The following is a 26,307-nucleotide window of genomic DNA, read 5'->3' as shown; positions in this document are numbered from 1 at the left end:
CCTCCTTGTTTCACTTGGGGGGGTGGTGCAACCTCTGCTCAACTACGGTCTTGACGTCGACGAGGTGGGCCCGCATGCGCTCCTCGGCCGCCGCGGCGTCGCCGGCGACGATGGCCTCCAGGATCGCCCGGTGCTCCTCGTAGTCCCGGCGGCGGTCGTCGAAGATCTGCAGGATCGCCCGCTGCTCGGCCCCGTGGACCGTGAGCAGCGAGTCGACGACCTCGTGCAGCACGCTGTTGCCGGCCAGCCGCGCGGTCGCCCGGTGGAAGGTCATGTTGGTCTCGTGCAGCTCGGCGTCCTCACCGCGCAGATGCCGGGCGGCCTCGTCCAGCACGCGCTCCAGCACGGCCAGCTGGCCGCCGCGACCGCTCGCCGCGCGCCGGGCCGCCATGGCGGCCAGCGGCGGCTCGATGACCACGCGGGCGCCGAGCAGCTCCACGAGCTGCTCGCCGTCCAGCTCGCGCATGTTGGGGTTGGGCAGGACGACCCGCTCGATGTCGGCTCCGACGTAGATGCCGGAGCCGTGCCGCATCTCGACGGCCCCGGTGGCCTCAAGCCTGCGAAGCGCCTCACGCAGTGTCGGGGTGGTGACGGCGAAGCGCTGGGACAGCTCCCTGGTCGAAGGCAGCCGGTCGCCCGGCCGGAGCCCGCCGGTGTGGATGAGCTCCAGCATGCGCTCGGTCAGAGCGTCGGACAGGGTCGGCCGCACAACCTCGGACATATCAAGTGATCTAATCACTTAACGGCACTGGAGTCTATGAGGATTTTCGCTTCGTACCCACCCCGTGACTTCGCGAACCGGGTCAGCGGCGGAGCAGGTCCCTCATCTGGGCGATCTGGGCCCGGCGGGACTCGCGCACCCGCTCGGCCCAGCGCTTGACCTCGGGGTCCGCCCCACCGGCCACCTCCACCCCGGCCATCCGGACCGCGTCGTCCTGGTGGGCGATGAGCAGGGCGAGGAAGTCCCGCTCGAACGCGTGCGACCTCTCCAGCGCCGCGATCTGCCGGCGGTCGGTCTCGGGCAGCCCGCCGTGATGGTCGTGCGCCCCGGAGGGCGCGGCGAGCGGCTGCTCCCAGGCGTGCAGCCAGCGCAGCATCATCTCGACCTCGTCCTGCTGCGTGGCCGCGACGGCCGACGCCAGCGTGCGCAGCTCCGGCGTCCGGCCGCGGGCGGCACCCAGCCTGGCGATCTCGATGCCCTGCCGGTGATGCGGGATCATCATCTGCGTGAACATCACGTCCTGGGCGTTCACCGGATCACCGGCGGGTGGCGCGCTCCCGCAGCCCGCGGGGCCCAGCACGACGAGCGCGGCGAGCAGCGGGGCGAGCGCCGAGGCAAGGCTCCTCATCTGTGCGCTCCCTGGGAACGGGGAATAAATAAGTAAAGCTTCCTAAGAGTTGACCATCACCGTCAGCCGGTGACAAGGCCCGTCCGCGGTACGCGCGCAATGCGGAAGAAAATCAGCCGCGTTCCCTCCTAACCTCGGCGCCATGAACCACGACCTGACGCCGTTCCGCATCGACGTCCCCCAGTCCGCCCTCGACGAGCTCGCGCGCCGGCTCGACGCGGCCCGCTGGCCCGACGAGCTCCCGGACGCCGGCTGGGACTACGGCGTCGCCCCCGGCCACCTGCGGGAGCTGGCCGGGTACTGGCGTGACGGGTACGACTGGCGGAGGCAGGAGCGGCGGCTGAACGAGCTGCCGCAGTACACCACCGAAATCGACGGGCAGAACGTCCACTTCGCCCACGTACGCTCCCCCGAGCCGAACGCCGTGCCGCTGCTCGTCACCCACGGCTGGCCGAGCACCGTCGCCGACTTCCTGGACATCGTCCGCCCGCTGACCGAACCCGGAGAGGGCGGCGCGCCCGCCTTCCACCTGGTGCTGCCCTCCCTGCCCGGCTTCGGCTTCTCCGGCCCCACCCGCGAGCGCGGCTGGGACGTCACCCGGATCGCCCGCGCCTGGGCCGAGCTGATGCGCCGGCTCGGCTATGACCGCTACATCGTGCAGGGCGGCGACTTCGGGTCCCTGATCTCCCCCGAGGTGGCCAGGGTCGCGCCCGAGCACGTCATGGGCGTCCACCTCAACGCCATGGTGACCGCCTCCACGCCCGCCCCTGGAACGTCCGGACTCACCCAGGAGGAGCTGGCCAAGGCCCGGGCCACCGCCGAGAAGTGGCGCGAGCGGTCCGGGTACGCCACCATCCAGTCGACCCGGCCGCAGACCCTCGCCTACGCCCTCACCGACTCGCCCCTCGGCCTGCTCGCCTGGAACCTCGAATGGTTCGTCGACTACGACCCCTCCCGCGCCGTGCAGACCCCGGTCGACCGCGACGCGATCCTGACGAACGTCACCACGTTCTGGCTGACCCGCACCGCCGGGTCGTCGATGCGCCTCTACAAGGAGGCCGGCGCGGCCTTCGGCGGCGGCCCGCGCCCGGAGGCGCCGACCGCCGTCGCGCTCTTCCCCGGCGACAGCACCATCCGCACGCTCGCCGAGCGGCAGTACGCGATCGTCAGGTGGACCGAGTACGACCGGGGCGGTCACTTCGCGTCCCTTCAGGCGCCGGACCTCCTGGTCGAGGACGTCCGGGCCTTCGCACGGGCTCTTCAGTGACCGACGGCCGTCAGCGCGCGGTGGTACCGGGGGTTCTCGACCTCGTCGACCAGCGCCACCGCCAGATCGGCGTACGCGAACAGCCGCTCACCCGCGTCGGGGAGCACCGCCGAGCCGCCGATCCGGTACTGCCCGGTGCGCGGGGCGTCGGGGTCCAGCATGGTGGGCGGCGGGGCGAGCACCACCCAGTCGAGGGCGGCGTCCGCATCGCGCAGCGCCTCCACCGCGGCGAGGTGGCCGAGCGAGAATGCCCGGTGCTCCGCCGGGAAGCCGGGCACGTCATGGACCAGCACGCCGGGGGCGCTCTCCAGCGTGGTGCCGATGCCGACCAGCACCACCCGCTTCACTCCGGCCCGGGTCAGGCCGTCGATCAGCGCGGCGGTCGCGGCCGGGAGGAACTCCACCGACGGCACGTCGAGGCGTATCGCGGCGTTCACGGCCGCGTCGTGGCCCGCCGCCAGCCGCGCGACATCCTCCGCACGGGTGACGTCGCCGGCGACCACCGTCACACCGTCACCGCCGAGGTCGGGGTGGCGGGCCGGGTCGCGGACCACCGCGGTGACCCGATGGCCCCGACCGGCCGCCTCGGCCACCGTGGCCCGCCCCGCGCGGCCACCCGCGCCGAACACGACGATCTCGCCCATGGCACTCTCCGTTCGCACCGGCCGATGGGGTCATCGGCACTGTGCGGACGTTAACGGCCGCCCCCTTGGTTCCCGCAACGATAGTTACGTACGCTCGGCAAAGTGACCGACACCCTCCATCCGGACATGTTCGCCCAGTGCGCGAACGTCACGCCGCTGATCCAGATCGGCGACAAGTGGACCGGTAAGATCATCCGATGCCTGGAGGACGGCCCCCGCCGCTTCTCCGAGCTGCAGGTGCCGCTGCGCGGCATCACGCCCAAGGTGCTGACCGCGACGCTGCGGGCGATGGAGCGCGACGGGCTCGTCACGCGCACCGCGTACGCCGAGATCCCGCCCCGCGTCGAGTACGAGCTGACCCCGTTCGGCCGTACCGTGCTGGAGCCGATGGCGGCGATGTGCTCCTGGGCACAGGAGCACATGGCGACGCTCCTCGACGCCCGCGATCGCCATCTGGCCTGACCGTGCGTCCTCACAGCCTGGCAAGGTAGGCGTTCGTTAACGTTCCGCTTACTCTGCGTCGCCGTCAGGTTTGTCCGGATTTTGTGACACTTGCCTCCCTCGCGGGCCGCGGAAAAAACCACCAAACGGCGCTTCGCCGCAGCTCACGGCGCTTCCCGGCGCAGAGAGATCATGTCGCGACTTTGTGTAGTGACCTGACTGTTATGCCGACGTTTTGCTAACTGCGAGGTTTGCGTGGATATTCTGCGGCTTGCGTGTCGTCCCCACATCTAGTGGGCCCAGTGGCGCACGACAGCTTTTCGTTGCGGGGGCCCTCCGGCTCGGACTTCGACCCCCGTGCACGGCGTACGGAGGGAAATGGGCAAGTTCCTGCTCCGCCGGCTGGCAACCAATCTGATCTTGATTGCCCTGGCGGCCAGTCTGGCGTACATGCTCGCCGCCACGACCATGAACCCTCGTGGCGCGTACGAGGGCCGCCAGCCCCCGGTCGCCGAGGAGGTCATCGACGCGACCCTCGACGCCTACAACCTCAACGACAAGACCCCGGTCTTCGAGCGGTACCTGACCTGGGCCGGAGGCGTCGTGACCGGCGACTTCGGCAAGACCTGGAACGGCGGCTCGGTCAACGAGGAAATGGGCCGCCGGATCATGGTGAGCCTGCGGCTGCTGCTCATCGGCACGCTGCTCGGGTTCGCGCTGGGGGTCGGGGTGGGGGCCTACTCCGCCGTGCGGCAGTACAGATTCAGCGACCGGGCCATCGGCGTCAGCTCGTTCGTGGTCATGGCGATCCCGGTGTTCCTGCTGGCCACGCTGCTGGCGATCGCCACGTACAGCCTGAACCGCGGGCTCGGCTTCACGCTGATCGAGTACACCGGCGAGTACAACCCGAGGCTGGCGGGCCTGGACCTGTTCCTCAACCGGCTGAACCACCTGATCCTGCCGACCATCTCGCTCACGCTCGGCTCGGTCGCCTTCTACAGCCGCATCCAGCGCAACATGATGCTCGACGTGCTGAACCAGGACTTCGTCCGCACGGCCATGGCCAAGGGGCTGAGGCGCAGGACGGCGCTGTTCAAGCACGCGCTGCGGACCGCGCTGATCCCGTCGGCCACGTACTTCGCGTTCGCGTTCGGCACCATGCTCACCGGGGCGATCTTCACCGAGAAGATCTTCTCCTGGCACGGCATGGGCGCCTGGCTGATCGACGCGATCAACCAGAACGACGTCAACTCCGTCGCCGCGGTGAGTCTGTTCACCGCGGTCTGCGTGCTGTTCGCCGCGTTCCTGTCGGACCTGCTGGTGGCGGCCCTCGATCCTCGGGTGCGGGTGAGCTAGGTGCGTTCCAAGGTCGTACTCCGGCGGCTCCTGCGCAATCGGCAGGCCCGCTATGGCGGCATCGCCCTGATCCTGCTCATCGCGCTGGCCTACCTCGGCCCCTTCGTCGGCGCCTACGACTGGACGGACAAGGACTTCCTGGCCTTCATGTCCGGGCCCTCGTCCGACCACTGGTGGGGCACCACCTCGATCGGCCAGGACATGTACGCGGTGACGCTGCGCGGCATGCAGAAGTCGATCGTCATCGGCCTGCTGGTCGCGCTGTTCGCCACGGGCCTGGCCGCGCTGGTCGGCGCCTTCGCCGGATATTTCGGTGGCTGGCTGGACAAGGTGCTGATGTGGGGCGTGGACCTGCTCCTCGTCCTGCCCAGCTTCCTCATCATCGCCATCATCTCCCCCCGGCTCCGGGGCGCCTCGTGGCTCTGGTTCGTGGTGCTGCTGGCGGCGTTCGCCTGGATGATCACCTCCAGGGTCGTGCGCAGCATGACGCTCTCACTGCGCGAGCGGGAGTACGTCCAGGCCGCGCTCTACATGGGCATCCCCCGCTGGAAGATCATCCTGCGGCACATCGTGCCCAACCTGTCGTCCCTGCTGATCATCGACGCCACGCTCAACGTCAGCGGCGCCGTCATCGGTGAGGCCGCCCTGTCGTTCTTCGGCTTCGGCATCCAGCCGCCCGACGTGTCGCTCGGCACCCTCATCGCCGAGGGCGCCCGCAACGCCACCGGCTACCCCTGGCTGTTCGCCTTCCCCGCCGGCCTGCTGGTGCTCCTGGTGCTCAGCATCAACCTGATCGGCGACGGACTGCGCGACGCGCTCGATCCCGGGAGCAACTCATGAGCATCTTGGAGGTCCGCGACCTCACCGTCACCTTCCCCGGCGAGATCCAGGCCGTGCGCGGCGTCAGCTACGACGTCGCCCGCGGCGAGGTGCTCGGCATCGTCGGCGAGTCCGGCTCCGGCAAGTCCGTGACCTCGCTGGCCGTCATGGGCCTGCTGCCGCAGAACGCCGTCGTCAGCGGCTCGGTCAAGCTGCACGGCCAGGAGCTGCTCGGCATGGGCGAGGGCGAGCTGACCCGGGTCCGCGGCAAGGCCATCAGCATGATCTTCCAGGACCCGCTCTCGGCGTTCACCCCCGTCTACACGATCGGCGACCAGATCGCCGAGGCCGTCCGGGTCCACCAGAAGCTGGGCAAGGACAAGGCCACCAAGCGCGCCGTCGAGCTGCTCGACCTGGTCGGCATCCCGCATCCGGCCGTGCGGGCCAAGGCGTTCCCGCACGAGTTCTCCGGCGGCATGCGGCAGCGCGCGATGATCGCCATGGCCATCGCCAACGACCCCGACCTGCTCATCTGCGACGAGCCCACCACGGCCCTCGACGTCACGATCCAGGCGCAGGTCCTGGAGGTGCTCAAGACCGCCCAGGCCGAGACGGGCGCCGGCATCGTGATGATCACCCACGACCTGGGCGTCATCGCGGGCATGGCCGACCGGGTGCTCGTCATGTACGCGGGCCGGCCCGTCGAGCAGGGCCTCGTGGACGACATCTACTACCGGCCGCGCATGCCGTACACGATGGGCCTGCTCGCGTCGATCCCCCGTGTCGACGGCGAGCAGGACACGCTCGTCCCCATCGAGGGCAACCCGCCCTCGCCGGCGGCGCTGCCGCCCGGCTGCCCGTTCGCGCCGCGCTGCCCCATGCACATCGACGCGTGCGACGACGAGGAGCCGCCGCTCACCGCGATCGGCGGCGGGCGGCACGTGGCCTGCATCCGCTCGCGCGAGATCGAGCACAAGGGCATGACCGGCGCCGACGTCTTCCCCGTGCCGGTCATCCCGCCGAGCGACGTGGCGCGGGTGCCGCGCGAGCAGCGCGCGACCGTCCTGGAGCTCGACGACCTCATCCGGCACTACCCGCTGATGAAGGGCGCGGTGTTCAAGCGCCGTGTCGGCACCGTCCACGCCGTGGACGGCATCAGCTTCGACATCGCCGAGGGCGAGACGCTGGCCCTGGTCGGCGAGTCGGGCTGCGGCAAGACGACCACTCTGCAGCAGATCATGCAGCTGGAGGCCCCGCAGCGCGGCCGGGTCGTCGTCCTGGGCAAGGACAGCTCGACGCTGGACAAGTCCGCGCGCAAGGCGCTCCGCGGCGACCTCCAGATCGTCTTCCAGGACCCGATGGCCGCGCTCGATCCGCGCATGCCGGTCGGCGACATCATCGCCGAGCCGCTGCGCGCCCACGGGCGCAAGAACGTGTCGCAGCGCGTCGCGGAGCTGCTGGAGCTCGTCGGGCTGGCGCCCGACCACGCCCAGCGCTACCCGCAGCAGTTCTCCGGCGGTCAGCGGCAGCGCATCGGCATCGCCCGCGCCCTCGCGCTGGAGCCGAAGCTCATCGTGCTGGACGAGCCGGTCTCCGCGCTCGACGTCTCCATCCAGGCCGGCGTCATCAACCTGCTGGAGGAGCTGAAGAACCGGCTCGGGCTGTCGTACCTGTTCGTGGCGCACGACCTGGCCGTGGTGCGGCACCTCGCCGACCGGGTCGCGGTCATGTACCTGGGACGGATCGCCGAGATCGGCGCCGTCGAGAACGTCTACGACCGGCCCGCCCACCCCTACACGCAGGCGCTGCTCTCGGCGATCCCGCTGCCCGACCCCGAGTTGGAGCGCAGCCGCAAGCGGATCCTGCTCGAAGGCGACCTGCCCAGCCCGGCCGATCCCCCGTCGGGATGCCGGTTCCGCACCCGCTGCCCGAAGTTCGCCCGCCTGAGCGAGGCGGAGCAGCGGCGGTGTGTGGACGAGGAGCCCTCGGTTGCCCGGCTCGCGAGCGCCAAGGATCACGGCGCCGCCTGCCATTTCGCGGAGGAGATCGAGGTCATCACGGCCTCGGAACACCAGGAGGAACAGTGAAGGTTGGATACCGGGCGGCAGCGGGACTTGCGCTCCTCGCCATGGCCGTCGCGGCCTGCGGCGGCGGCAGCGGCGGCGACGCCAAGAAGCCGAACGCCGAGCAGTCGCAGCAAGCTCAGAAGCAGATGGCCGAGACCCCGGCCATCAGCATCAACCCGGTTCCCTACGAGCAGGTCAAGGACGGCGGCACCCTGACCCTCGCGGTCGGACAGTGGCCGAGCCAGTGGAACGGCAGCCACGTCGACGGCAACCAGATCGACACCACCGACATGCTCGATACGATCATGCCACAGCCGATGGTGTCCGACTCCGAGGCGAACTTCACGCCGAACCCGGACTACCTGAGCGACGTAAAGCTGGACACGTCCTCCGGCAAGCAGGTCGTCACCTGGACCTTCAACGAGAAGGCCACGTGGTCCGACGGCACCCCGATGGGGTGGAAGGACGTCGAGGCCATGTGGAAGGCCAACAACGGCAAGAACAAGAAGTACAAGCCGGCCTCCACCGACGGCTGGGACCGGATCGAGTCCGTCACCAAGGGCTCCTCGGACAAGGTCGCCGTCATGACCTTCGCCAAGCAGTACCCGGACTGGAAGGGCCTGCTCTCGCGCGGACCACACCTCTACCCCGCCTCGGCCAACGAGACGCCGGAGGCCGAGGAGAAGAACTACCTGCAGAAGATCCCGGTCACCGGCGGGCCCTTCAAGGTCGAGAAGATCGACGAGGGCACCAAGACCCTCACCGTCGTCCGCGACGACAAGTGGTGGGGCAGGAAGCCCAAACTCGAAAAGATCATTTTCCGCACCATCGAGACGCCCGCCGCGCAGGTCAACGCCTTCGCCAACGGCGAGCTCGACGGCGTGGAGATCCCGCCGGGCAGCCCCGCCGACCTCAAGCGGGCCAAGGAAGTCCCGAACGTGGACATCCGCAAGGCGCTCAGCCCGAACTGGCGGCACATCACGGTCAACAACCAGAGCCCGTTCCTGAAGGACAAGTCGGTCCGCCAGGCCGTCGCGTACGCGATCAACCGTGACGTGATCACCCAGTCCGACCTCAAGGACATGGACTGGCCGCTGCAGACGCTCGGCAACCACGTCTTCATGAACAACCACAAGGGCTACGTCGACAACTCCGGCGACCTCGGCAAGTACAACCTGGACAAGGCCAAGCAGCTGCTCGACGCGGCCGGCTGGAAGCAGGAGGGCGACTACCGCAAGAAGGACGGCAAGGAGTTCGCGCTGAGCTTCACCGTCCCGGCGGGCCTGCCGTACGCCAAGACGGAGGGCGAGCTCACCCAGGCCATGCTCAAGGAGGCCGGGATCAAGCTGACGATCCGCCCGGTCCCCGATGACAAGTTCTTCACCGACTACATCATCAAGGGCGACTTCGACCTGGTTCCGTTCTCGTGGATCGGCACGCCGCTGCCCATCGGCTCCCTGCCGCAGATCTACAAGACCGGCTCCGAGAGCAACTTCCCGAAGGGCAGTGACCCGGCCCTCGACGCCGCCATCGACGCCGCCGTGGGCGAGATGGACCCGGCCAAGGCCATCGAGAAGGGCAACGCCGCCGACAAGCTGATCTGGGACATGGTGCACACGATCCCGCTGTACCAGCGCCCCGACATCCAGGCGACCAAGAAGACCCTGGCGAACTGGGGCGCCAAGGGCTACCAGTCGCTGGATTACACCACCATCGGCTTCACCGGCTGATCCGTCTCGAACGGCACGCGACGACCCCCGGCCCGCTTCGGCGGCCGGGGGTCGTCGCGTTGATCCCGGGTTCTCGCGTTCCCGGACTGCTACCCGCCTCGCCGGTGGTTGCCGGCCCGCAGCACCAGCATGAGCCCGGCCGTGTAGGCGAGGGCGTACACCAGGGGGAGCCAGGCCCCGGCCGCCGCCGCGGCGGCGAGGCTGACGGCGGCCACCAGGGCGAGCAGCGTCGCGGCCACGACCAGGTCCCGCGCGGCCGTGGCCGCCACCGCGAGCCCGCCGAGTATCCCCACGGCGGCGAGCAGGTCGGCGACCAGCCAGGCGTCGAGCAGCCCCGCCTCCGCGACCAGGCGCAGCAGGGGGGCGGGCAGCGACGGCGTCCAGATCCAGGTGGGTCCCCCGCCGGCCAGGTTCACGGCCGACGGGGTCGCGACGAGCAGCAGCAGGACGCCCGTGGGAGACCTCAACGGAGGTTGGCCAGGCGGTAGCCGTCGCCGTTCCTCCACAGCAGCCACTCGCCCGCCGCCAGCATGACGTCCGGGCTCTTGTAACGCCGGCCGGTGACCGGGTCGAGCAGGAACGAGTAGGCCCCGGTGTTGTACGTGACGAGCCGGTTGCCCGCCGTCATCCACGGTGAAACGCCCTTCTCCGGCGTCGGAACTCCGGGCAGCTCTGACACCGGCCCCCAGGAGTCACGCGGCACCCACCGCAGCGTGTCGCCGGCCACCCAGGCGAACCACTTCCCGGACGCCGCCGCGTACCACTCCTGGTCCGGCTCGGCCATGCTCTGCGCGCGGACCCCCTCCGGCAGCGGATGCTCGGCCGCCACCCTCCCCGTCTCGACGTCGACGATGCGCAGCACCTTGTCGTTCGCCGCCTCGGCGGTGAACAGGTAGGGGTAGGAGAACGCCACAGCCTCTCCGCTCGCCGGGTTCCCGTCCCTGACGACCGTGCCCACCCCCGCGCAGCCCTTGGCCACCCAGGGCTGCCGCATGACGTCGCTGCCGACGATCACGCCGCCGTCCACCCAGACCTGCGCGCGGGGGTCCGTGCCCTGCGGGCTGATCGTGCGCGTGGTCCCGTCCGCCGTGCGGCACCGCTGGTCGGCCGCCGAGCCCTCCGTCCAGGTACGGAAGCCCGTGGCCGTCCCCAGCCCCGACCGCGCCGCGATGCCGAGCTCCCTGGGCGTGCCGCCACTCGCGCCCACCTCCGCCACCTGCCCGTCGGGCGTCGAGCCGAGGACCGTCCCGTCGCTGCCCAGCGCCGCGGGCACGAACCGCTCGCCCCGCTCAGTACGGCCCCCGACGTCCACGACGCTGGTCACGTTCATGAGCTCACGCAGGGCCCTTTCGAGGAGGACGCCGGCAGGGGCGGTGAGGTTCACCTGGTCCGGAGTCGGCGTCATGGTCACGGTCGGCTCGGAGGAGGCGGCCCGGCCACTGATCGACGCCGGGGTCGATGCGGGCGCCGGGCTCAGCTTCGCCGTCGCCGTGGCGTCACCGTTCCCGCCGCGTACGGCCAGGGGCACGGCGACCAGCACGGCCGTCGCCCCGGCCGCGGCGGCCAGCACCAGCGCCCGCCTGTTCCTGCGGCGCGTGGCCACGGCCCGATGGATCCGATCGGCCAGGCCGGGCGGCGGATCGTCCGCGGACGGCTCGCTGAGCAGCGCGGCGAGGCGGCGCTCCAGGTCATCCATGCTCTACCTCCTCGGTCTTGACGGCCTCACGCAGTCTGGCGAGCCCCCGCGACGCCTGGCTCTTGACGGTCCCGCGGCTGCAGCCGAGCAACCGGGCGATCTCCTCGTCACCACGGGCCTCGACGTAACGCAGCACCAGTACGGCTCGCATGCGCGGAGGTAACGCGGCGACCCTGGAGCGCAGGCCGTCGTCGTCAAGGAGGCGCTGCAGCTCCAGGTCCTCCGCCATGGCCTCGGGCGGGGCCGCCATGCTCACCTCGCGCTTCGGCCGCCGCCAGCGATTGGCCATGATGCGGACCATGGCCGTGCGGACGTACCCTTCCGGGTCGTCCTTGCGCCTGATCGCGTGCCACCGGAGACCGGTACGGGTGAGCGCCTCCTGCACCAGGTCCTCGGCGTCGTGCCTGTTCTGGGTCAGGACCATGGCGTAGCGATAGAGCGCCGGCAGCCGCTGCGCCGCGAAACTCTCAAACGTCGGGTCGTCCACTCGTACCTCCAGCCTCCAAGGACACGGCAGCCCGCCGGATGGTTGAGTGACCCGCGGAAAATACCGCGGCCCCGCGTCACCCGGCGCCTACTCGGGGCCCGACCCTGCCCTTGGCCAAGACGACTCCGGCGCGGTACTCCTCCGGGATCACGCGCGGATCGTGCTGGACGCCGCCCGCCGCCTGTCCGACACCGGGACCGCCCGCCGTCACCGGATCACGGTGGACAAATGTGGACGCGGCCTGCGCTTATGCCCGATCATGGGGCAATGTCGCTCCGCATGCACGAGGCCGATCTGTTCGAGAGCTCAAGGGGCCGTTTGGAGGCGATCGCCTACCGGCTGCTGGGATCGGCCGGTGATGCGGAGGACGCGGTGCAGGACACGTACCTGCGCTGGCATGCGGCTGACCGGGAACGGATCGAGACGCCAGAAGCGTGGCTGACGAAGGTGCTCACCAATCTCTGCCTCAACCAGCTCACCTCGGCGCGGGCCAGGCGGGAGACCTACGTGGGGCAGTGGCTCCCTGAGCCGGTGCTGGACGGCGATCGGATGCTCGGCCCCGCCGACACTTTCGAGCAGCGTGAGTCGGTCTCCATGGCGATGCTCACCCTGATGGAGCGCCTGTCCCCCAATGAGCGCGTGGTGTATGTGCTGCGCGAGGCGTTCGGGTACGGGCACCGCGAGATCAGCGAGATTCTGGACATCACCGAGTCGAACTGCCAGCAGATCTACCGGCGCGCCAGGCAGCATCTGGCGGTCGAACGATCCCGCACGGAGATCGACGCGGGCGCCGCCCGGAGGATCGTCGAGGAGTTTCTCGCCGCGGCCCTCAGCGGCGACACCAAGCCACTGATCCGGCTGCTCACCGACGACGCGGTCAGCATGGCCGACGGCGGCGGCAAGGTTCATGCCCGCAGGACCCCGGTCCTCGGAGCGATGGACATCGCGAAGTACCTGCGTGCTCTGTTCCAGCCGAGCGATGCCAAGCGCGCCCTGGTCAGTGGCAGTCCCGCCTTCTACGCCGTCGTCGTCAACGGCGGTCCTGCCGTGCTGGTCGAGGTCGACGAGCAGGTCATCGGGGTGCTCTGCCTCGATGCGACCCCCGACGGCCTCGCCTCGGTCCACATCCAGGTCAACCCCGACAAGCTTCAGCGCATCGCGCGCCAGTGGGCGGCCGCTGGACCTCATCGCGCGCAGGTGGCGCATTGGTGACCCAGATCACACTTATTACCTGTCAGGGATCGCGCGCCTGTCCGGTTCAGGAGGTGCAAGCAACCAGATAGGAGCCAGCCATGAAGCACCGCATCGTCGTCCTGGGAGCCGGGTACGCCGGAGCCAACGCCGCCGGCCGCCTCGCCAAGCGGCTGCACCGCGACGACGTCGAGATCATCCTGGTCAACGGCGACCCGGAGTTCGTCGAAAGGGTGCGCATGCACCAGCTCGCGAGCGGGCAGGATCTGCGGCCTCGCCCCCTGCGCGACCTCTGCGCGGGCACCGGCGTACAGCTCCGGACCGCGCGGGTCACCGCTGTCGATGTGGAAGGCAAGACCGTCGACCTCGGCGGTGAGACCCTCGCCTATGACACCCTCGTGTACGCCCTGGGCAGCACCGGCGCCGAACACGGCGTCCCTGGTGTCGCGGAGCACGCCCACAACGTGGCCGGCAAGCAGGCCGCTCTCCGACTGCGGGCGCGCCTGAGCGAGGCGAAGCCCGGTGAGACCGTGCTGATCGTGGGCGGCGGCCTGACCGGCATCGAGGCAGCCACCGAGATCGCCGAAGCCCACCCGGACCTTGAGGTCGCGATCGCCGCCCGCGGCCGCGTCGGCGGCTGGCTCAGCGACAAGGCCCAGCACCACTTGCGCGGCGCCTTGGACCGGCTCGGCATCACGGTCCACGACCATGCCGACATCACGCGCGTCGAAGCGGACGGCGTGGTCACCGGTGCGGACCGAAAGATCCGGGCCCAGGTGACCGTGTGGACCGCGGGTTTCAGCGTGCACCCGATCGCGGCCGCCACCACCCTTGAGGTGTCCGACACAGGCCGGATCGTCGTCGACGCCGGCATGCGGTCGGTCTCGCACCCCGACGTGTACGCCGTCGGCGACGCCGCGCTCGCCGAAGGAGCAGGTGGCAAGCCGCTGCGCATGTCCTGCGCCTCGGCGAACCCGATGGCGTGGCTGGCAGCCGACGTCATCGCCGCGCGCCTGACCGGTCGCAAGGTTCCCGAGACCACGATCGGCTACTCCGTGCAGTGCATCAGCCTCGGACGCCGCGATGGAATCATCCAGCGCGTGACCCCCGACGACCAGGTCACGTCCACCGTCTTCACGGGCCGGACCGCCGCCCGCATCAAGGAGATGATCTGCGCCAGCGCGGCCTGGAGCATCTACCACCCGACCATGATGATGCCGAGCCGCCGCCGCCACCTCGCGGTCACCGGCGCAGTGGAGACCCGACCCCTCACCCGGTCATGACGAAGAGCGTTGCCGGGCGAGCGTGGTTGCCCGCTCGCCCGGCCGCTGCGTACGAGCGAACTGCTCGGGCGTGCCTTGCCGCTGATGCGAGCGGTACAGAGCAGGTGCCGCGTCCACGTCATCCCGCCTCCGGGCGAGCGGAAGCCCGCGCGGCAAGGAACGCCGCCCGTCCAAGGCGCTCACGCCGGCACAGATCCCCTGGACCGAGCACAACATCATCGGCCAGTGGGGCTGCTGGGAGCGCAGAACATGCGCCCCCACGTCAGCCGCTTCTCAGACGGACACGTAATCCCGGGCGAGTTCCCGGCGGCGTTGTTGCGCGCGACGCCGTACAGCCACGCGATCTCGCTGCCCTTGCCCGGGCGGTATGTGTGCGCCGAGTCGAACACCGCCTGACAGCGTCGATGTGCCGCCGGTAGCAGGCTTCGAACGTTACGGGGCCGGTTCCACCTGGCCGTCTACACCAGCGCTCGTACTCCGCGAGCATCAGAAGGCGCAGGAAGCCGACAAGACCCGCGTCGGCGACTCCTGGAAGGGCAATGACGACACGGTGTTCACAACGGCTTGAGGCGGCCCGATCTACCCCACGACCGTCACCGGCCTGCCACGCAAGCTCATCGAGGCCCACAACGGGACCGCCACCGACCCACTACCGATGATCCGCCTGCACGACCTGCGCCGCGTCCACGCGACCCTGCTGCTCCTGGCCGGCCGTCCCCGTCCGCGCCGTCGCGGCTCACCTCGGCCACACCGACCCCGCGATCACCCTGCGCGTCTACGCCCACGTGATCCGCTCGGCAGAGCCTGCTGCAGCTGACGTCTTCGCGAAGACGCTGCAGGACGGCTGTCAGTGAGAGCCCCTTGTTGCGGCCTTCTGCAACGAGTACCGCAGTGGGCGGGCGAGTGTCTCCATTTGTCTGGTCGAGCGGGCAAAGCGTTCCTCTTCGCTTGGTGACAGCCAGTAGAGCCCGACCATGATCAAGTCGATGGCGGTCCCAGTCTCGGCGCGACGATCTCTACCTCAGCCACTGACGTAGAGATGGCCATTGTCATCCCAGACGCTGACCTACGCGGGCAGGGCCGCCGCCTCCCGTATCGCAGTGACGGCCGCCGTCGGGACGTAGTTCTCGGGCACGCCGTCGACCAGGATGAGGTCGGTCTCGATGTGCCGCGAGCGCAGCGGCGCGATCTCCCGGTACGCGGGAGAGTCCCACCATGCCCGTGCCTCGGCGATCCCTGGGAAGCCGAGCATCACGACATGTCCGGGCCAGTTGCCCTCCTTCACCTCGTGTTGGGTGGCGTGGACGAGGTAGCGGCCGCCGTACGGCTCGAAGGTGCTGGGGAGCCGTTCGATGTACTCGGCGATCTCCGGGTGCGGGGCTGCCTCCTGCAGGTGGGCGATGACGTAGGCCGGCATGGTGTCCTCCCGGTGGAGTCGTGTTCGGTGCGCTCACGATCCTGACACGCCCTTGGTAGGCAGGGCGATTACCTGACAGGTAGGCGATCTGCCATCGCAGGCCCACTTAGCCCCGAAATGGCTGCCAGACATGGCGAGGAGCGTCGATGACGCTCGGGCCTTCTTCGAGGATCTGTGGGCCGTGGAAAAGCCTCTGTACGCGGCCTGGGTCCTCATGCTCGTCCTGGGCCTGCGCCGTGGGGAAGTCCTCGGGCCAACCCGGGACGCCATGTTCGCCAACCCCAAGAGCGGCAACCAGGGACGCGTCGCCCGGGACGGCGCCCTCGAAGCCTGGGACACGCATCTCGGCGGAGGCCGTGTCTCCCCGGACGACCCCGCCAAGGAGGTCCTCGCCACCTGCCTCTATCACTTCCGCGCCGTGGCCTACTGCTGTGCCGGCGCGGACTTGCGCCTGGCCGACGCCCGGCCAATCCTTGGCTCACCCGACGTGTGGATGCGACTGCCCGAGCGCGACTACTGGGCCTGACGCACGGACCGTCCGCCCACAAGAGACCGGGCAGCCGTCTACACCCAGATCGCCGGCGCAGAGACCCGCAAGGCTCCTCGACCAGCTCAACGCCAGCCTCGACGGTGAGAACCCGTAGCTGTACTTCGCTGCTGTCCGCCCACACAAAGGGCCCTCTCGGACGAACCGGGAGGGCCTTTGACCTGGGAGCCGCCTTGGGGATTCGAACCCCAGACCCCTTCATTACGAGTGAAGTGCTCTGGCCGACTGAGCTAAGGCGGCGTGCCGTGCAGCGTGAAGAAGTCTACAGGAGCCCGAGGGGTATTCGCTCCCGCCCGGCCCGCGATCTTGCGCCGTTCCCCCGCCCGCTACGGGCACGTGGTGCCGTCCTTCGGAGGCGCGCCGGTGATCAGGTAGCGGTCCACGGCCGTGTCCACGCACGTGTCCCCGCTGAAGTAGGCCGTGTGCCCGTCCCCTTCGTACGTGAGCAGGACCCCCGACTGCAGCTCGCCGGCCAGGGACCTGGCCCAGGCGTAAGGGGTGGCCGGGTCGCGTTCGGTGCCGACGACCAGGATCGGCGGTGCGCCCTTGGCCACGAGCGGGTGGTTCTGGAAGGTGGGGCGGGCCGGCCAGTACGCGCAGGGCAGGGAGCTCCAGGCGATGTACGGGCCGAAGCGGGGCGCCGTCCGGGCCAGGCCGGCGGCGGCCTTCGCGTAGGAGGCGACGTCCTTCGGGTACGCGCCGTCGATGCAGTTGACGGCCATGTTGGCCTCGGTCTGGTTCGAATAACCGTCGGGTCCCCTGCCGAGGAGCAGGTCGGCGTTCTGGAGCAGCATCGTGCCGTCGCCCTTCATCGCCTGGGTGAGCGTCTCGGTGAGCGTGGGCCAGCTACCGCGGTTGTAGAGCGGCGTCAGCGCGCCGAGCAGGGCCAGCGTCTCGGTGACCTCACGGTCGCCTCCGGGCAGGGGCCGCCTGTCCGTACGGCGGAGCAGCGCCGTGAGCTCGTCGAGGGCGCCGTCGGCGTCGCGGCTCCGGAACGGGCAGTCGCCGCGGGAGAGGCAGTCGTCCACGTACGCCCGGAAGGCGCCCTCGAACCCGGCCGCCTGGTCGGTGTTGAACCGGAACCTCGACAGGGCGGGATCCACCGCCCCGTCCAGGACCAGCGCCCGCACCCGCCCCGGGAACAGGTCCGCGTACACCGCCCCCAGGAACGTGCCGTAGGACTTGCCGAGGTACGTCAGCTTCTCGTCGCCCAGCGCCTCGCGCAGCGCCTCCATGTCGCGGGCCGCGTCCACCGTGCCCACATGCTGGAGCAGCTTGCCCGCCCCGGCCCGGCAACCCTCGGCGAACTCCCGCGACCCGCGCTCCAGGGCCGCCTCCTCCGCCGCGTCGTCCGGGGTGGCGTCCAGCGCCAGGAACGCGTCGAGGCGGTCGTCGTCCAGGCACTCGATCGGCGCGGACGCCCCCACGCCGCGCGGGTCGAACCCGACGATGTCGAATCTCGCCCGTACGTCGGCGCTCACCACGGACTGCGCCGCCCTGGCGTAGTCCACCCCGGATCCGCCGGGTCCGCCCGGGTTGAGCACCAGTGACCCGATACGGTCGCCGGTGGCGGGCAGCCGGATGACGCTGATCCGGATCCGCTCACCGCCCGGGTCAGCGTGGTCGAGCGGCACCGCGAGCTTCGCGCACTGGAACCCGTCACCGCAGCCGGACCAGGCCAGGCCGCCGCTCCCCGGCCCCGGCCGCTCCTCCCGGGTGCAGCCGGTGGCCAGGAGCGCGACCGCGGCGAGAACGGCCAGGGCACGGGACCACATGGGTGGCGATCTTACGCCCGACATGGCCGCCGTCGCGCTGCGCCCGGGCCTCCCCTTCCCCTCTTGCCTGAGGTCCGTGTGTGTACCGAGCACGGCCCTGGTGTGGTCACGGTTCCTGAGCGGGCGTGCCCGGCTCCGGGCTGTACATCTTCTCGTGCTGCTGACGGGGTGAGCAGACCGAGGCCGACGGGCAGGCGCAGCGGCGGCCCCCGTCGTCGAGGCGGACCGTCACCGTGTCGGACGGAACGTTGTGCCCCACCACGCTTCCCTCGCCCTGCGGAGTGCTGACCCGGCTGCCGACCCGGGGCATCCGCTGCCGGGTCTCCATGTACAGCGGGTGCTCGTACTTCAGGCAGCACATCAGCCGGCCGCACGCCCCCGCGATGCGCAACGGGTTGACCGGGAGGTCCTGGTCCTTGGCCATGCGCACCGACACCGGCTCGAAGTCCTTGAGGAACGTGGCACAGCACAGGTCGCGACCGCAGGGGCCGATCCCGCCCTGCAGACGCGCCTCGTCGCGCGGGCCGATCTGCCGCAGCTCCACCCTGGCCCGCAGGTTGCGGGCCAGGTCGCGGACGAGCGCGCGGAAGTCGACCCGGTGCGGGGCCGAGAAGTAGACCGTGAAGACGTTGTCCTCGTCGAGGTAGTCGACGCCCACGACCTTCATCGGCAGCGCGTGCCGCTTGATCAGCCGTTTGGCCACGCTGCGCGTCTCGGCCCGGCGGCGTTTGTTGGTCTCGTCGCGGGTGAGCTGCTCCTCCCCCGCGACGCCCGCGCACACCGGCAATCCGTCGATGTCCTCGCTCACGTACTGCGGCGCCCACACGCACTCGGCCACCTCGGGACCCGCGTCGGTGGGCACCAGCACCTTGTCGCCCACCTTGGGCGTGTGCCCACCCGGATCGAGGTAGTAGAGCCTCCCGTAGCGTGTGAAGCTCACGGCCATGATCATGCCCATGGGCTGCAGCTCGCCTCCTGACGGCCTCGGGGGTCTTACGGCCTTCGGTTGCCACACTACGTGCGCGAGCCCGCTCGTGGTGAGGGTGTCAGCCGCAGGTGTTCGTGAGCGTTCGCGAAATACCGTGGTCCGCCATGAGCATGAACTGGGCGAGGTTGCATTTCTGGTCGACCACCTGTGCGACACCCGGCCGTGTCCGCAGGGTGGCGGCCACCTTGGCGGAATCGGTCCCGGTTGTCAGGCTGACGCGGAACGACATGGGCATGTCCGTGACCTCCGTGGCGGCGAGAAGGGCCTTGTTGCGGGCGAACGCCTTCTTGAATTGCTCGTATGCCTGCCGCTGATCCTCGAAGATGACCTTCTGGACCCCGGGCATCGCGCTGATCTCGCGCGCCAGCTTGTCCGTGTCCTCGGCGGTGATGCCCTTGCCGTGCTTCGAGGTCTTACGGCTCGCCTCATAGCTCTTGCAGGAGGGCAGGTCGGATGAGCCAACGCAGAGGAACACCGAGATGTCCACCGGCTTGTTGCGCAAGGCCGCGGCATCCTCCGTCATGGTCCGATCGGAGACCAGCGCCACGCCGGGCATATCCTTGGCCGCAGCGGACACCGGCTGCGGCTTCGAACCCGGTTCGAGCGTGATCCGGTAGGACTCTGGCACGTCGTCCGCCTTCACCTTGGCGACGATGTCCGGTCGGTCGGCGAACGCCTTGCGGAAGCGCTCATAGGCGCTCCTGCGGTCCTCGAAGAAGACACTCGCGACCCCGGGAAGCCTGCTCAGCGACTCGGCCAGGGCCTTCGTCTGCTGCTCGGTGGCGGCGCGCCCCTGGCATGCCTTCTTGTCCAACTCCAGCCCCGTGCACAGGAACACCGACACATCGGCCTGGTCAGGAGCCTGCGCCCGGGCGGACGCCACGCTCACCTCTTTCCCGGCACCCGAGACCGTGAACCCCGCGACGGTCGCCGCCCCCGCGACCACGACCGCCGCCGCCGCGGCGGCCAGCCGCACGTCCACCCGGAACCGGCGCCGATCCGGCACCACCAGCGGCCGCAGCGCGCCGGTGTCGACCTTGGCCCCCGCCTCGGTGAGTGCCTCGCGCAGGCGGTCTTCCACAGGGCTGTTCATGATGCCTCCTCAAGAGCTCGGCCGAGAGCCGCCAGCCCTCGCGCGATCGTGGACCTCGCCGTACCGCCGCTGATCCCCATGGTCTCGGCGATCTCCTGGTCGGTGAGGTCGAGGTAGTAGCGCAACGTCAGCGCCTCGCGCTGCCTGGGCGGCAGCGCGGTCAGGGCCACCAGCACCTGGCGGCGCTCCTCGCCGACCAGGGCGGCGCTCTCCGCCGACCAGACCGGCGGTTCGTACGGCACGGCACGCCGGAACACCGTGGCGCGTCTGCGCAGCACCGACCGGCACCCGTTGAGCACCGCCGATCTGACGTAGACCAGCGCCTTGTCGGGGTCGCGCAGCCGGGATCGCCCCGCGTGAGTGCGGGCGAAGGCGTCCTGGACGACGTCTTCGGCGGTCGCCTGGTCACCGACCATGATCAGGGCCAGCCGTACGAGGCCCACGTGATGCTCGGCGAAGATCGCCGCGACATCGACGCGGTCCCGGGTCCGGGCCTCCCGTTGGGAGAGCAGTTCGACTTCCACATCACAGAGACGCATGGGGGGCTCGTTTGCTGCTCGGGCCTCCGATCCCGTTGCCGCGCACGGTGATCGGGGTGCCGGAATGTTCGCGCCGGGCGATCCCTCGTACGGGGCACTGAGGACGATCTTCACGTGGGCGCGAGGGGCATCGAACACCGAAGAAGACGGCCGGCTATGCGCTCGTCACGGCGCGCAGCCCGTGAGCCTTCACGACCGGCCATGACAGACGGCCACCCACGACGGCGGGTGGGGCGACTTGGCCGTGCCGTAGAAGCCTCGGGGCGGTGCGGCGTTCCGTTGCCCCACCACGTGCGCGGGCCCGCTCGTGGTGATGAGACGAGGTGTTCAGCCGCAGATGCCTTCTCGCTCGATCCCGTGGTCCGACGAGAGTCTGGTGCCGGCGGCGAAGCACCTCATGTCCATCACCTGGGCGACACCCGGCCGCTTCTCCAGAGTGGCGGCCACCTTGGAGGAGTCGGTATCGGATTTGAGCTGGATCCGGAACGACTCAGGCATGTCACTCGCGCTCGTGGCGGCCAGAAGAGCCTTGTTGTCGGCGAATTCCTTCCGGAAACCGGCGTACGCCTCGGCTTGGTCCTCGAAGTCGACCTTCTTGACCTCGGGCATCGCCTTGATCTCACGCCCGAGCTTCTTCCTGTCATCGGCGGTGATGCCCTTGCCGCGCTTCAAGGTCTTGCTTCTCTCGTATTTCCTGCACGAGGACTCCGGGGACGAGGCCCCGCAGAGGAACACCGTGACGTCGTCCGCCCCCTTGAAGCGGGCCGGGTTGTAGCCGTCGGTCATGGTCCGATCGGAAACCAGAGCCACGCCCGGCGTCCTCTTCGCCGCTGCCACCACCTTCTCCAGTTTCGTACCGGGGAGCACCGTTACCTGGTACGACTCCGGTACGTCCGCCGCCCGGACCTTGGAGACGATGTCCGACTGGCCGGCGAACGCCGTGCGGAAGCGCTTATAGGCGGTTCTGCGGTCCTCGAAGGTCACCTTGGCGACTCCGGGCACCTCGCGCAGGGACGCGGCCAGAGCCTTCTTCTGCTCCTCGGTGGCGGCCCGCCGATGACAGAGCTCGTGGTCCTTCTCCCGTCCCGTGCAGAGGAACACCAACACATCGGCCCGTACGGGAACCCGTGTCCGAGCAGTCGCCACAGCCGCTCTTTCGTCGGCGTGGGAGGCCGTGACGTCCCACACGGTCCCCGCCCCGGCGACCACGACCGCCGCCGCGACCACTGCCAGCCTCATGGCCATGCGCATCCACCGGCCGTCCGGCACGACGAGCGGCCTCAGCGCACCGGCCTCCGACTCGGCTCCAGCTTCGAGGAACGCCTCGCGCGGGCGGTCTTCCACAGGGCTGTTCACCATGCCTCCTCAAGAGTTCGGCCGAGAGCCGCCACCCGTCCCGCGATCGTGGGCCTCGCTGTGCCGGCAGAACCGCCGGCCAGAGCCCACGTGGACGCCAACCGAAGAAGACGGCCGGCTATGCGCTCGTCACGGCGCGCAGCCCGTGAGCCTTCACGACCGGCCGTGACAGACGGCGATCCACGACGGCGGGTGGGGCAACTTGGCCGTGCCGTAGAAGATAGTGATCTTACGCTCCGCGGAGGGACAGCATCATCGCCTCGATGGCGATCTGCGGGTTGACGGCGGCCTCCAGCCGCTCCCGGCAGCGCATGATCGCGCCGATGCGCCGCAGCGTCTCCTCCGGTGTCGACTCCCGCGCCGTGCGGTCCAGGTCGAAGCGGATGTCGTCGTTGGCCAGCTCCACCGTCGCCCCGAACTGCATGGCCAGCACGTCACGGTAGAACGACACCAGCTCCAGCAGCGCGGCGTCCAGCGAGTCGCGTTTGATGCGCGTGGCCCGCGACTTCTGCCGGTCCTCCAGCTCCTTCAGCGCGCCAGCGCCGCCCCGCACCAGGCCCCGGTTGAGCCCCTTGCCCGTGGACCCCTCGCCGTACAGGCGCCGCAGGTCGGTCGTCTCGGCCTCGTTGAGCGTCGCCGTGGCCGCCGCGGCCTCCTCCTCCGCGGTCTTGACCAGGCGCTCGGCGGCCGACACGCACTCCCCCACGCCCGTGAGCGACCGGGGGATGCCGAGCACGGCCTCGCGCCGCCTGCGGACGTTCTCGTCCAGGGCGAGGGCGCGGGCCCGGCTGATGTGGCCCTGGGCGGCGCGGGCGGCGAACCGGGCCGTCTCCCACGGCACGCTGTCGCGCGTCGCCAGCACGTGCGCGACCGCCTCGGTGCCGGGAGTCGTCAGCGTGACCAGGCGGCAGCGCGACCGGATGGTGATCATCATGTCGTCGGGGGCCGGGGCGCACAGCAGCCACACCGTACGCGGCGGCGGCTCCTCGATGGCCTTGAGCAGGGCGTTCGCGGCGGACTCGGTGGCCCGGTCGGCGTCGTCGAACAGGATCACCCGCCACCTGCCCTGCGTGGGCGCGCCGGCGGCCCGCAGGATCAGCTCCCGCGTCTGCTTCACGCTGTAGGACAACCCGGCGGGGCGCACGGACTCCAGGTCGGGGTGGGAGCCGATCAGCACCTGGTGGCACTGGTCGCAGTGGCCGCAGCCGCCGTCGGGGCACAGCAGCGCCGCCGCGAACGCGCGCGCCGCGTCCTCCCTGCCCGCGCCGGGCGGGCCGGTGAACAGCCACGCGTGCGTCATGCCCGCGCCCCGCCCGCCGCCGACCGCCTCGCCCGCCGCCGCGGCGGCCCGCGAGAGCACGGCCACGGCCTGGTCCTGCCCGACGAGGTCGGCGAAGACGCCGGTGGAAACTGTCACGGACAAAGGCTAGTCGCGGATGGCCGGCATCGTGCCCGTCACGTCCTCGGCCTCATGGGGCACCGGGTCGGGCAGGATCTCGTGGACGCGATCCTGGATGGCGCGGGTGATCTGCTCGGGCGGAAGCGTGCCGTCCACCACGAAGTAGCGCCCGGGGTCGGCGGCGGCCAGCGCCCGGAACTCCTTGCGGACCCGCTCGTGGAAGTCCAGCGGCTCGGACTCGATGCGGTCGGCCGCGCCGCCCAGCCGGGTCAGCCCGACGGAGGGCGGCGTGTCGATGAGCACGGTCAGGTGCGGCACCAGCGCGCCGGTGGCCCAGGCGTTGACCTTGGCCACGTCCTGCCGGTCGAGCGAGCGGCCGGCGCCCTGGTAGGCCAGCGACGAGTCGACGTAGCGGTCGCAGACCACGATCGCGCCCCGCTGCAGGGCCGGCCGGATGACCTTCTCGACGTGCTCGGCCCGGTCCGCCGCGTACAACAGCGCCTCGGCGCGCGGCGACAGGCCACGCTCGGCCGCGTCGAGCAGGATCGCCCGCAGCCGCATGCCGACCTTGGTGGAGCCCGGCTCGCGCGTCTGCACGACGTCGTAGCCCTGGTCGCGCAGCCAGATCGCGATCATGCGCGACTGGGTGGTCTTGCCCGAGCCCTCGCCGCCCTCGAACGCGACGAACAGCCCGGGCATGTCCTCGGCCCCCTCGGAGCGGAACCGCTCGCCGCGAACCGCGGCGATCAGGTCCTCCGACAGCGGCACGCCCTTGCGGTCGTCCATGTGGCGCAGCGCCAGGATGCCTACGGCCACGGCCAGCGCCCCGCCGAGCAGCAGCACCAGGTTGGACCCGTCGAACCGGTAGGACAGCTCCCCCGCGTCGAGGCGGTGCTCGCCGAACAGGGCCGCCAGCGGGTTGGCCGCGGCCACCACGAGCAGCAGCGTCACCCGCGCCGTGGACTGCAGGAACGAGAACGTGCGGCCGCGCAGCGCGTCCTCGACCTCCAGGCCGATCAGCGTGTAGCCGATGATCCAGGCGATGCCCGCGCACGCCCCCAGCGCCACGGTCAGCATGACCACGATCGCGAGGTTGTGGACCAGCGCGATCGCGACCAGCACCAGGCCCGCCACCGTGATGGCCAGCCCGAACAGCCGCCGCCTGGACAGCCCGCTCAGCAGCCGCAGCCCGAAGAACATGCCGAGCGCCATGCCGACGAAGACCGCCCCGAAGACGACGCCGTAGGCCGCGTCGCCGCCGCCGAGCGCCACCACGTAGATCTTCGCGACGCCCACGACCGCGCCGCCCGCCGCGAACGCGCCGAGCATGCCGATGATCAGCCCGCGCACCAGCCGGTCGCCGCCGACGAACCGCCAGCCCTCGACGACCTGCTTGAGCACCGACGGGGTGGAGATCGCGCCGTCGCGCCGCGGGATGTCGCGCAGCGTGAAGATCAGGAACGCCGACACCAGGTACGCCAGGGCGTTGAGGACGAGGGCCACGCTCGTCGGGTCCACTCCGGACAGCGGCGGCACGAGGCTGCGCAGCATGTCGCCCGCCACCGACAGCGCCGCGAACAGCAGGGCCGCGACGGGCGCGCTGCCGTAGGTGACCAGGAGGTTGAGCCGGTTGGCCGCCTCCAACTGGTCCTTGGGCACCAGGTTGGGGACCGTGGCCTCCTTGGCCGGCACCCAGAACAGGTTGACGCACTCCACGAGCAGGGTCGCGGCGATGATCCACTGGTAGCTGCCGATCAGCGGGATCGACAGCACCACGGCGAAGCGCGCCAGGTCGGAGACGAACATCGTCAGCCGCCGGTCGAACCGGTCGGCGAAGGCCCCGGCGAGCGGGCCGAGCAGGACGGCCGGCAGCATCTTGGCGATGAACACACCGCCGATGGCCAGCGACTGGACGCGGTAGTCGTCGCCCCGGGTGAGATTGCCGGCCAGGGCGGTGAGGGCCAGGATGTTGAGCCAGTCGCCCAGGCTGCACACCGACATGGCCGTCCACAGCCGGCGGAACGGTGCGTTTGCCAGCACGTTGGCGGGTCGGCGTCGGCCAGGGGCGGTCATGATGTCAGCGTATCCAGGTGCTCGCCGGGACGGGGAAGGCGTGAGACGGGCCGGGTAGGCCCGGTGGCTCGCCGCTGAGAGTATTACGTCGGCAGGGCGGCGCGCAGGTTTCGGGCCGCGAACGGGCCCCCGAAACAGCCATTGTGGCCCCCCGTCCCGCTGCTCTCCGATGGTTCACGGCCTACGACTTTGACCCCGGCTCGCCCCGGGCCTCTCGTACCAGGGGCAGCCAGGCCGAGCGCACGGCGTCGGGCAGGGGCAGCTCGTCCCAGAGCTCGACGAGCAGCACCCCGTCGACGTGCGCCAGCAGGTCCTCCGGACCGCCTGCCCCGAGCAGCGCGGCGTACGCCTCCCGGCGCTGCCCGCGGTCGGCGAGATCGTACGCGCGCCCCAGCACGGTAACCCTGGCCAGCGCCCGTGACGGCGGTAACCGCGGCAACCGGCTCGGCACGTGAAACGGCCTGCCGTCGGCGGCGACGCCCCGGGTGAACTCGACCTTGGGCTCCAGCGCCAGCCGGAACCCGGCGGCGTCGAGAATCCGCCCGGCCGTCTCCAGCGTCGGCGACTTGCGGCCGTGCTCGTACGCCGACAGCGTCGTCCGTGACGTGCCGCTGGCGCTGGCCAGCGCCGCCTGCTTCATGCTCGCGGCGTGTCTGGCCTGCTTGAACAGCCAACCACCGCGCTGCGCCCAGAACGTGACGTCAGGGACGCCGCCCCGCTCGAACACGCTCCCGGCCGGTGTGGACGTCATCGCCACCTCCTGGGTATCCCGACGGATACTACGCCAGGAC

24 protein-coding genes and 1 tRNA gene are annotated in these 26,307 nt (G+C 70.4%); 9 read left to right on the top strand and 16 right to left on the bottom strand.

Features of this window, described 5'->3' with window-relative positions:
- Positions 1 to 10 precede the first annotated feature (10 nt).
- Positions 11 to 721 (bottom strand): FCD domain-containing protein, encoded by a 711-nt coding sequence (locus tag MTP10_RS06105; protein WP_310708006.1) that lies wholly within the window; start codon positions 719 to 721, stop codon positions 11 to 13.
- A gap of 82 nt (positions 722 to 803) precedes the next feature.
- Complete coding sequence (locus MTP10_RS06100; protein ID WP_310708005.1) at positions 804 to 1,349, bottom strand: DUF305 domain-containing protein; 546 nt, start codon at positions 1,347 to 1,349, stop codon at positions 804 to 806.
- A gap of 142 nt (positions 1,350 to 1,491) precedes the next feature.
- Here MTP10_RS06100 and MTP10_RS06095 point away from each other — a divergent pair, with 142 nt between their 5' ends.
- Positions 1,492 to 2,616 (top strand): epoxide hydrolase, encoded by a 1,125-nt coding sequence (locus tag MTP10_RS06095; RefSeq protein ID WP_310708004.1) that lies wholly within the window; start codon positions 1,492 to 1,494, stop codon positions 2,614 to 2,616.
- On the opposite strand, the gene MTP10_RS06090 is transcribed toward MTP10_RS06095, so the two are convergent.
- Positions 2,610 to 3,260, bottom strand: a complete 651-nt coding sequence (locus MTP10_RS06090) for an NAD(P)H-binding protein (protein WP_310708003.1) — start codon at positions 3,258 to 3,260, stop codon at positions 2,610 to 2,612. The genes MTP10_RS06095 and MTP10_RS06090 overlap by 7 nt on opposite strands.
- 102 nt (positions 3,261 to 3,362) lie before the next feature.
- Between MTP10_RS06090 and MTP10_RS06085 the strand changes: the two genes are divergently transcribed.
- From MTP10_RS06085 to MTP10_RS06065, 5 genes are all read left to right on the top strand, one after another.
- On the top strand, positions 3,363 to 3,722 hold the full coding sequence (locus MTP10_RS06085; protein ID WP_310708002.1) for a helix-turn-helix domain-containing protein: 360 nt from the start codon (positions 3,363 to 3,365) through the stop codon (positions 3,720 to 3,722).
- 357 nt (positions 3,723 to 4,079) lie between these two features.
- Positions 4,080 to 5,057: an ABC transporter permease gene (locus tag MTP10_RS06080; RefSeq protein ID WP_310708001.1), complete on the top strand. Its 978-nt coding sequence runs from the start codon at positions 4,080 to 4,082 to the stop codon at positions 5,055 to 5,057.
- A complete protein-coding gene (locus MTP10_RS06075; RefSeq protein ID WP_310708000.1) occupies positions 5,058 to 5,897 on the top strand; it encodes an ABC transporter permease in 840 nt (279 codons plus the stop codon).
- Positions 5,894 to 7,963 (top strand): ABC transporter ATP-binding protein, encoded by a 2,070-nt coding sequence (locus tag MTP10_RS06070; protein WP_310707999.1) that lies wholly within the window; start codon positions 5,894 to 5,896, stop codon positions 7,961 to 7,963. Before MTP10_RS06075 ends, MTP10_RS06070 begins: the two co-directional genes overlap by 4 nt.
- Entirely contained in the window at positions 7,960 to 9,672 is a 1,713-nt protein-coding gene (locus MTP10_RS06065; protein ID WP_310707998.1) for an ABC transporter family substrate-binding protein, read from the top strand. The genes MTP10_RS06070 and MTP10_RS06065 overlap by 4 nt, the downstream gene beginning before the upstream one ends.
- An 89-nt stretch (positions 9,673 to 9,761) precedes the next feature.
- Here MTP10_RS06065 and MTP10_RS06060 read toward each other — a convergent pair whose 3' ends face one another.
- Genes MTP10_RS06060 through MTP10_RS06050 form a run of 3 tightly spaced genes read right to left on the bottom strand, consistent with a single transcriptional unit; the run spans position 9,762 to position 11,855 of the window.
- Entirely contained in the window at positions 9,762 to 10,139 is a 378-nt protein-coding gene (locus tag MTP10_RS06060) for a hypothetical protein (RefSeq protein ID WP_310707997.1), read from the bottom strand.
- Positions 10,136 to 11,368, bottom strand: a complete 1,233-nt coding sequence (locus MTP10_RS06055) for a hypothetical protein (protein ID WP_310707996.1) — start codon at positions 11,366 to 11,368, stop codon at positions 10,136 to 10,138. The genes MTP10_RS06060 and MTP10_RS06055 overlap by 4 nt, the downstream gene beginning before the upstream one ends.
- A complete protein-coding gene (locus MTP10_RS06050) occupies positions 11,361 to 11,855 on the bottom strand; it encodes a SigE family RNA polymerase sigma factor (RefSeq protein WP_310707995.1) in 495 nt (164 codons plus the stop codon). Before MTP10_RS06050 ends, MTP10_RS06055 begins: the two co-directional genes overlap by 8 nt.
- A gap of 279 nt (positions 11,856 to 12,134) precedes the next feature.
- Here MTP10_RS06050 and MTP10_RS06045 point away from each other — a divergent pair, with 279 nt between their 5' ends.
- Together MTP10_RS06045 and MTP10_RS06040 are read left to right on the top strand one after the other, a co-directional pair.
- On the top strand, positions 12,135 to 13,067 hold the full coding sequence (locus MTP10_RS06045) for an RNA polymerase sigma-70 factor (protein WP_310707994.1): 933 nt from the start codon (positions 12,135 to 12,137) through the stop codon (positions 13,065 to 13,067).
- A gap of 80 nt (positions 13,068 to 13,147) precedes the next feature.
- A complete protein-coding gene (locus MTP10_RS06040) occupies positions 13,148 to 14,329 on the top strand; it encodes an FAD-dependent oxidoreductase (RefSeq protein WP_310707993.1) in 1,182 nt (393 codons plus the stop codon).
- Between the two features lie 1,066 nt (positions 14,330 to 15,395).
- Here the strand turns inward: MTP10_RS06040 and MTP10_RS06035 are convergent.
- Entirely contained in the window at positions 15,396 to 15,746 is a 351-nt protein-coding gene (locus tag MTP10_RS06035; protein WP_310707992.1) for a DUF1330 domain-containing protein, read from the bottom strand.
- 181 nt (positions 15,747 to 15,927) lie between these two features.
- Between MTP10_RS06035 and MTP10_RS06030 the strand changes: the two genes are divergently transcribed.
- The gene (locus MTP10_RS06030) at positions 15,928 to 16,272 is read left to right on the top strand and encodes a hypothetical protein (RefSeq protein WP_310707991.1); all 345 of its coding nucleotides are present in this window, start codon (positions 15,928 to 15,930) and stop codon (positions 16,270 to 16,272) included.
- Positions 16,273 to 16,459: 187 nt separating this feature from the next.
- On the opposite strand, the gene MTP10_RS06025 is transcribed toward MTP10_RS06030, so the two are convergent.
- The 9 genes from MTP10_RS06025 to MTP10_RS05985 form a co-directional block, all read right to left on the bottom strand.
- Positions 16,460 to 16,533, bottom strand: a tRNA-Thr gene (locus MTP10_RS06025).
- 86 nt (positions 16,534 to 16,619) lie between these two features.
- A complete protein-coding gene (locus tag MTP10_RS06020; RefSeq protein WP_310707990.1) occupies positions 16,620 to 18,068 on the bottom strand; it encodes an alpha/beta hydrolase in 1,449 nt (482 codons plus the stop codon).
- Between the two features lie 106 nt (positions 18,069 to 18,174).
- A complete protein-coding gene (locus tag MTP10_RS06015) occupies positions 18,175 to 19,014 on the bottom strand; it encodes a stage 0 sporulation family protein (RefSeq protein WP_397334427.1) in 840 nt (279 codons plus the stop codon).
- A 100-nt stretch (positions 19,015 to 19,114) separates the two neighbouring features.
- Complete coding sequence (locus MTP10_RS06010; RefSeq protein WP_310707989.1) at positions 19,115 to 20,149, bottom strand: permease-like cell division protein FtsX; 1,035 nt, start codon at positions 20,147 to 20,149, stop codon at positions 19,115 to 19,117.
- The gene (locus tag MTP10_RS06005) at positions 20,146 to 20,688 is read right to left on the bottom strand and encodes a SigE family RNA polymerase sigma factor (RefSeq protein WP_310707988.1); all 543 of its coding nucleotides are present in this window, start codon (positions 20,686 to 20,688) and stop codon (positions 20,146 to 20,148) included. The genes MTP10_RS06010 and MTP10_RS06005 overlap by 4 nt, the downstream gene beginning before the upstream one ends.
- A 327-nt stretch (positions 20,689 to 21,015) precedes the next feature.
- Positions 21,016 to 21,927, bottom strand: coding sequence for a permease-like cell division protein FtsX (locus MTP10_RS06000; RefSeq protein WP_310707987.1), 912 nt, complete (start codon positions 21,925 to 21,927; stop codon positions 21,016 to 21,018).
- Between the two features lie 346 nt (positions 21,928 to 22,273).
- The gene (locus MTP10_RS05995) at positions 22,274 to 23,461 is read right to left on the bottom strand and encodes a DNA polymerase III subunit delta' (RefSeq protein WP_310707986.1); all 1,188 of its coding nucleotides are present in this window, start codon (positions 23,459 to 23,461) and stop codon (positions 22,274 to 22,276) included.
- A gap of 9 nt (positions 23,462 to 23,470) precedes the next feature.
- Positions 23,471 to 25,516 carry a dTMP kinase gene (gene tmk, locus MTP10_RS05990; protein ID WP_310707985.1) on the bottom strand — a complete coding sequence of 682 codons (2,046 nt, stop codon included), beginning with the start codon at positions 25,514 to 25,516 and terminating at the stop codon, positions 23,471 to 23,473.
- A 181-nt stretch (positions 25,517 to 25,697) separates the two neighbouring features.
- Positions 25,698 to 26,267: a helix-turn-helix transcriptional regulator gene (locus tag MTP10_RS05985; RefSeq protein WP_310707984.1), complete on the bottom strand. Its 570-nt coding sequence runs from the start codon at positions 26,265 to 26,267 to the stop codon at positions 25,698 to 25,700.
- Between the last annotated feature and the right edge of the window lie 40 nt (positions 26,268 to 26,307).

The organism is Nonomuraea sp. 3-1Str, from assembly GCF_031570565.1.
Lineage (GTDB): Bacteria > Actinomycetota > Actinomycetes > Streptosporangiales > Streptosporangiaceae > Nonomuraea.
The sequence above is the reverse complement of the archived record's forward strand: the minus strand, read 5'-3'. Positions and strand labels throughout refer to the sequence as shown.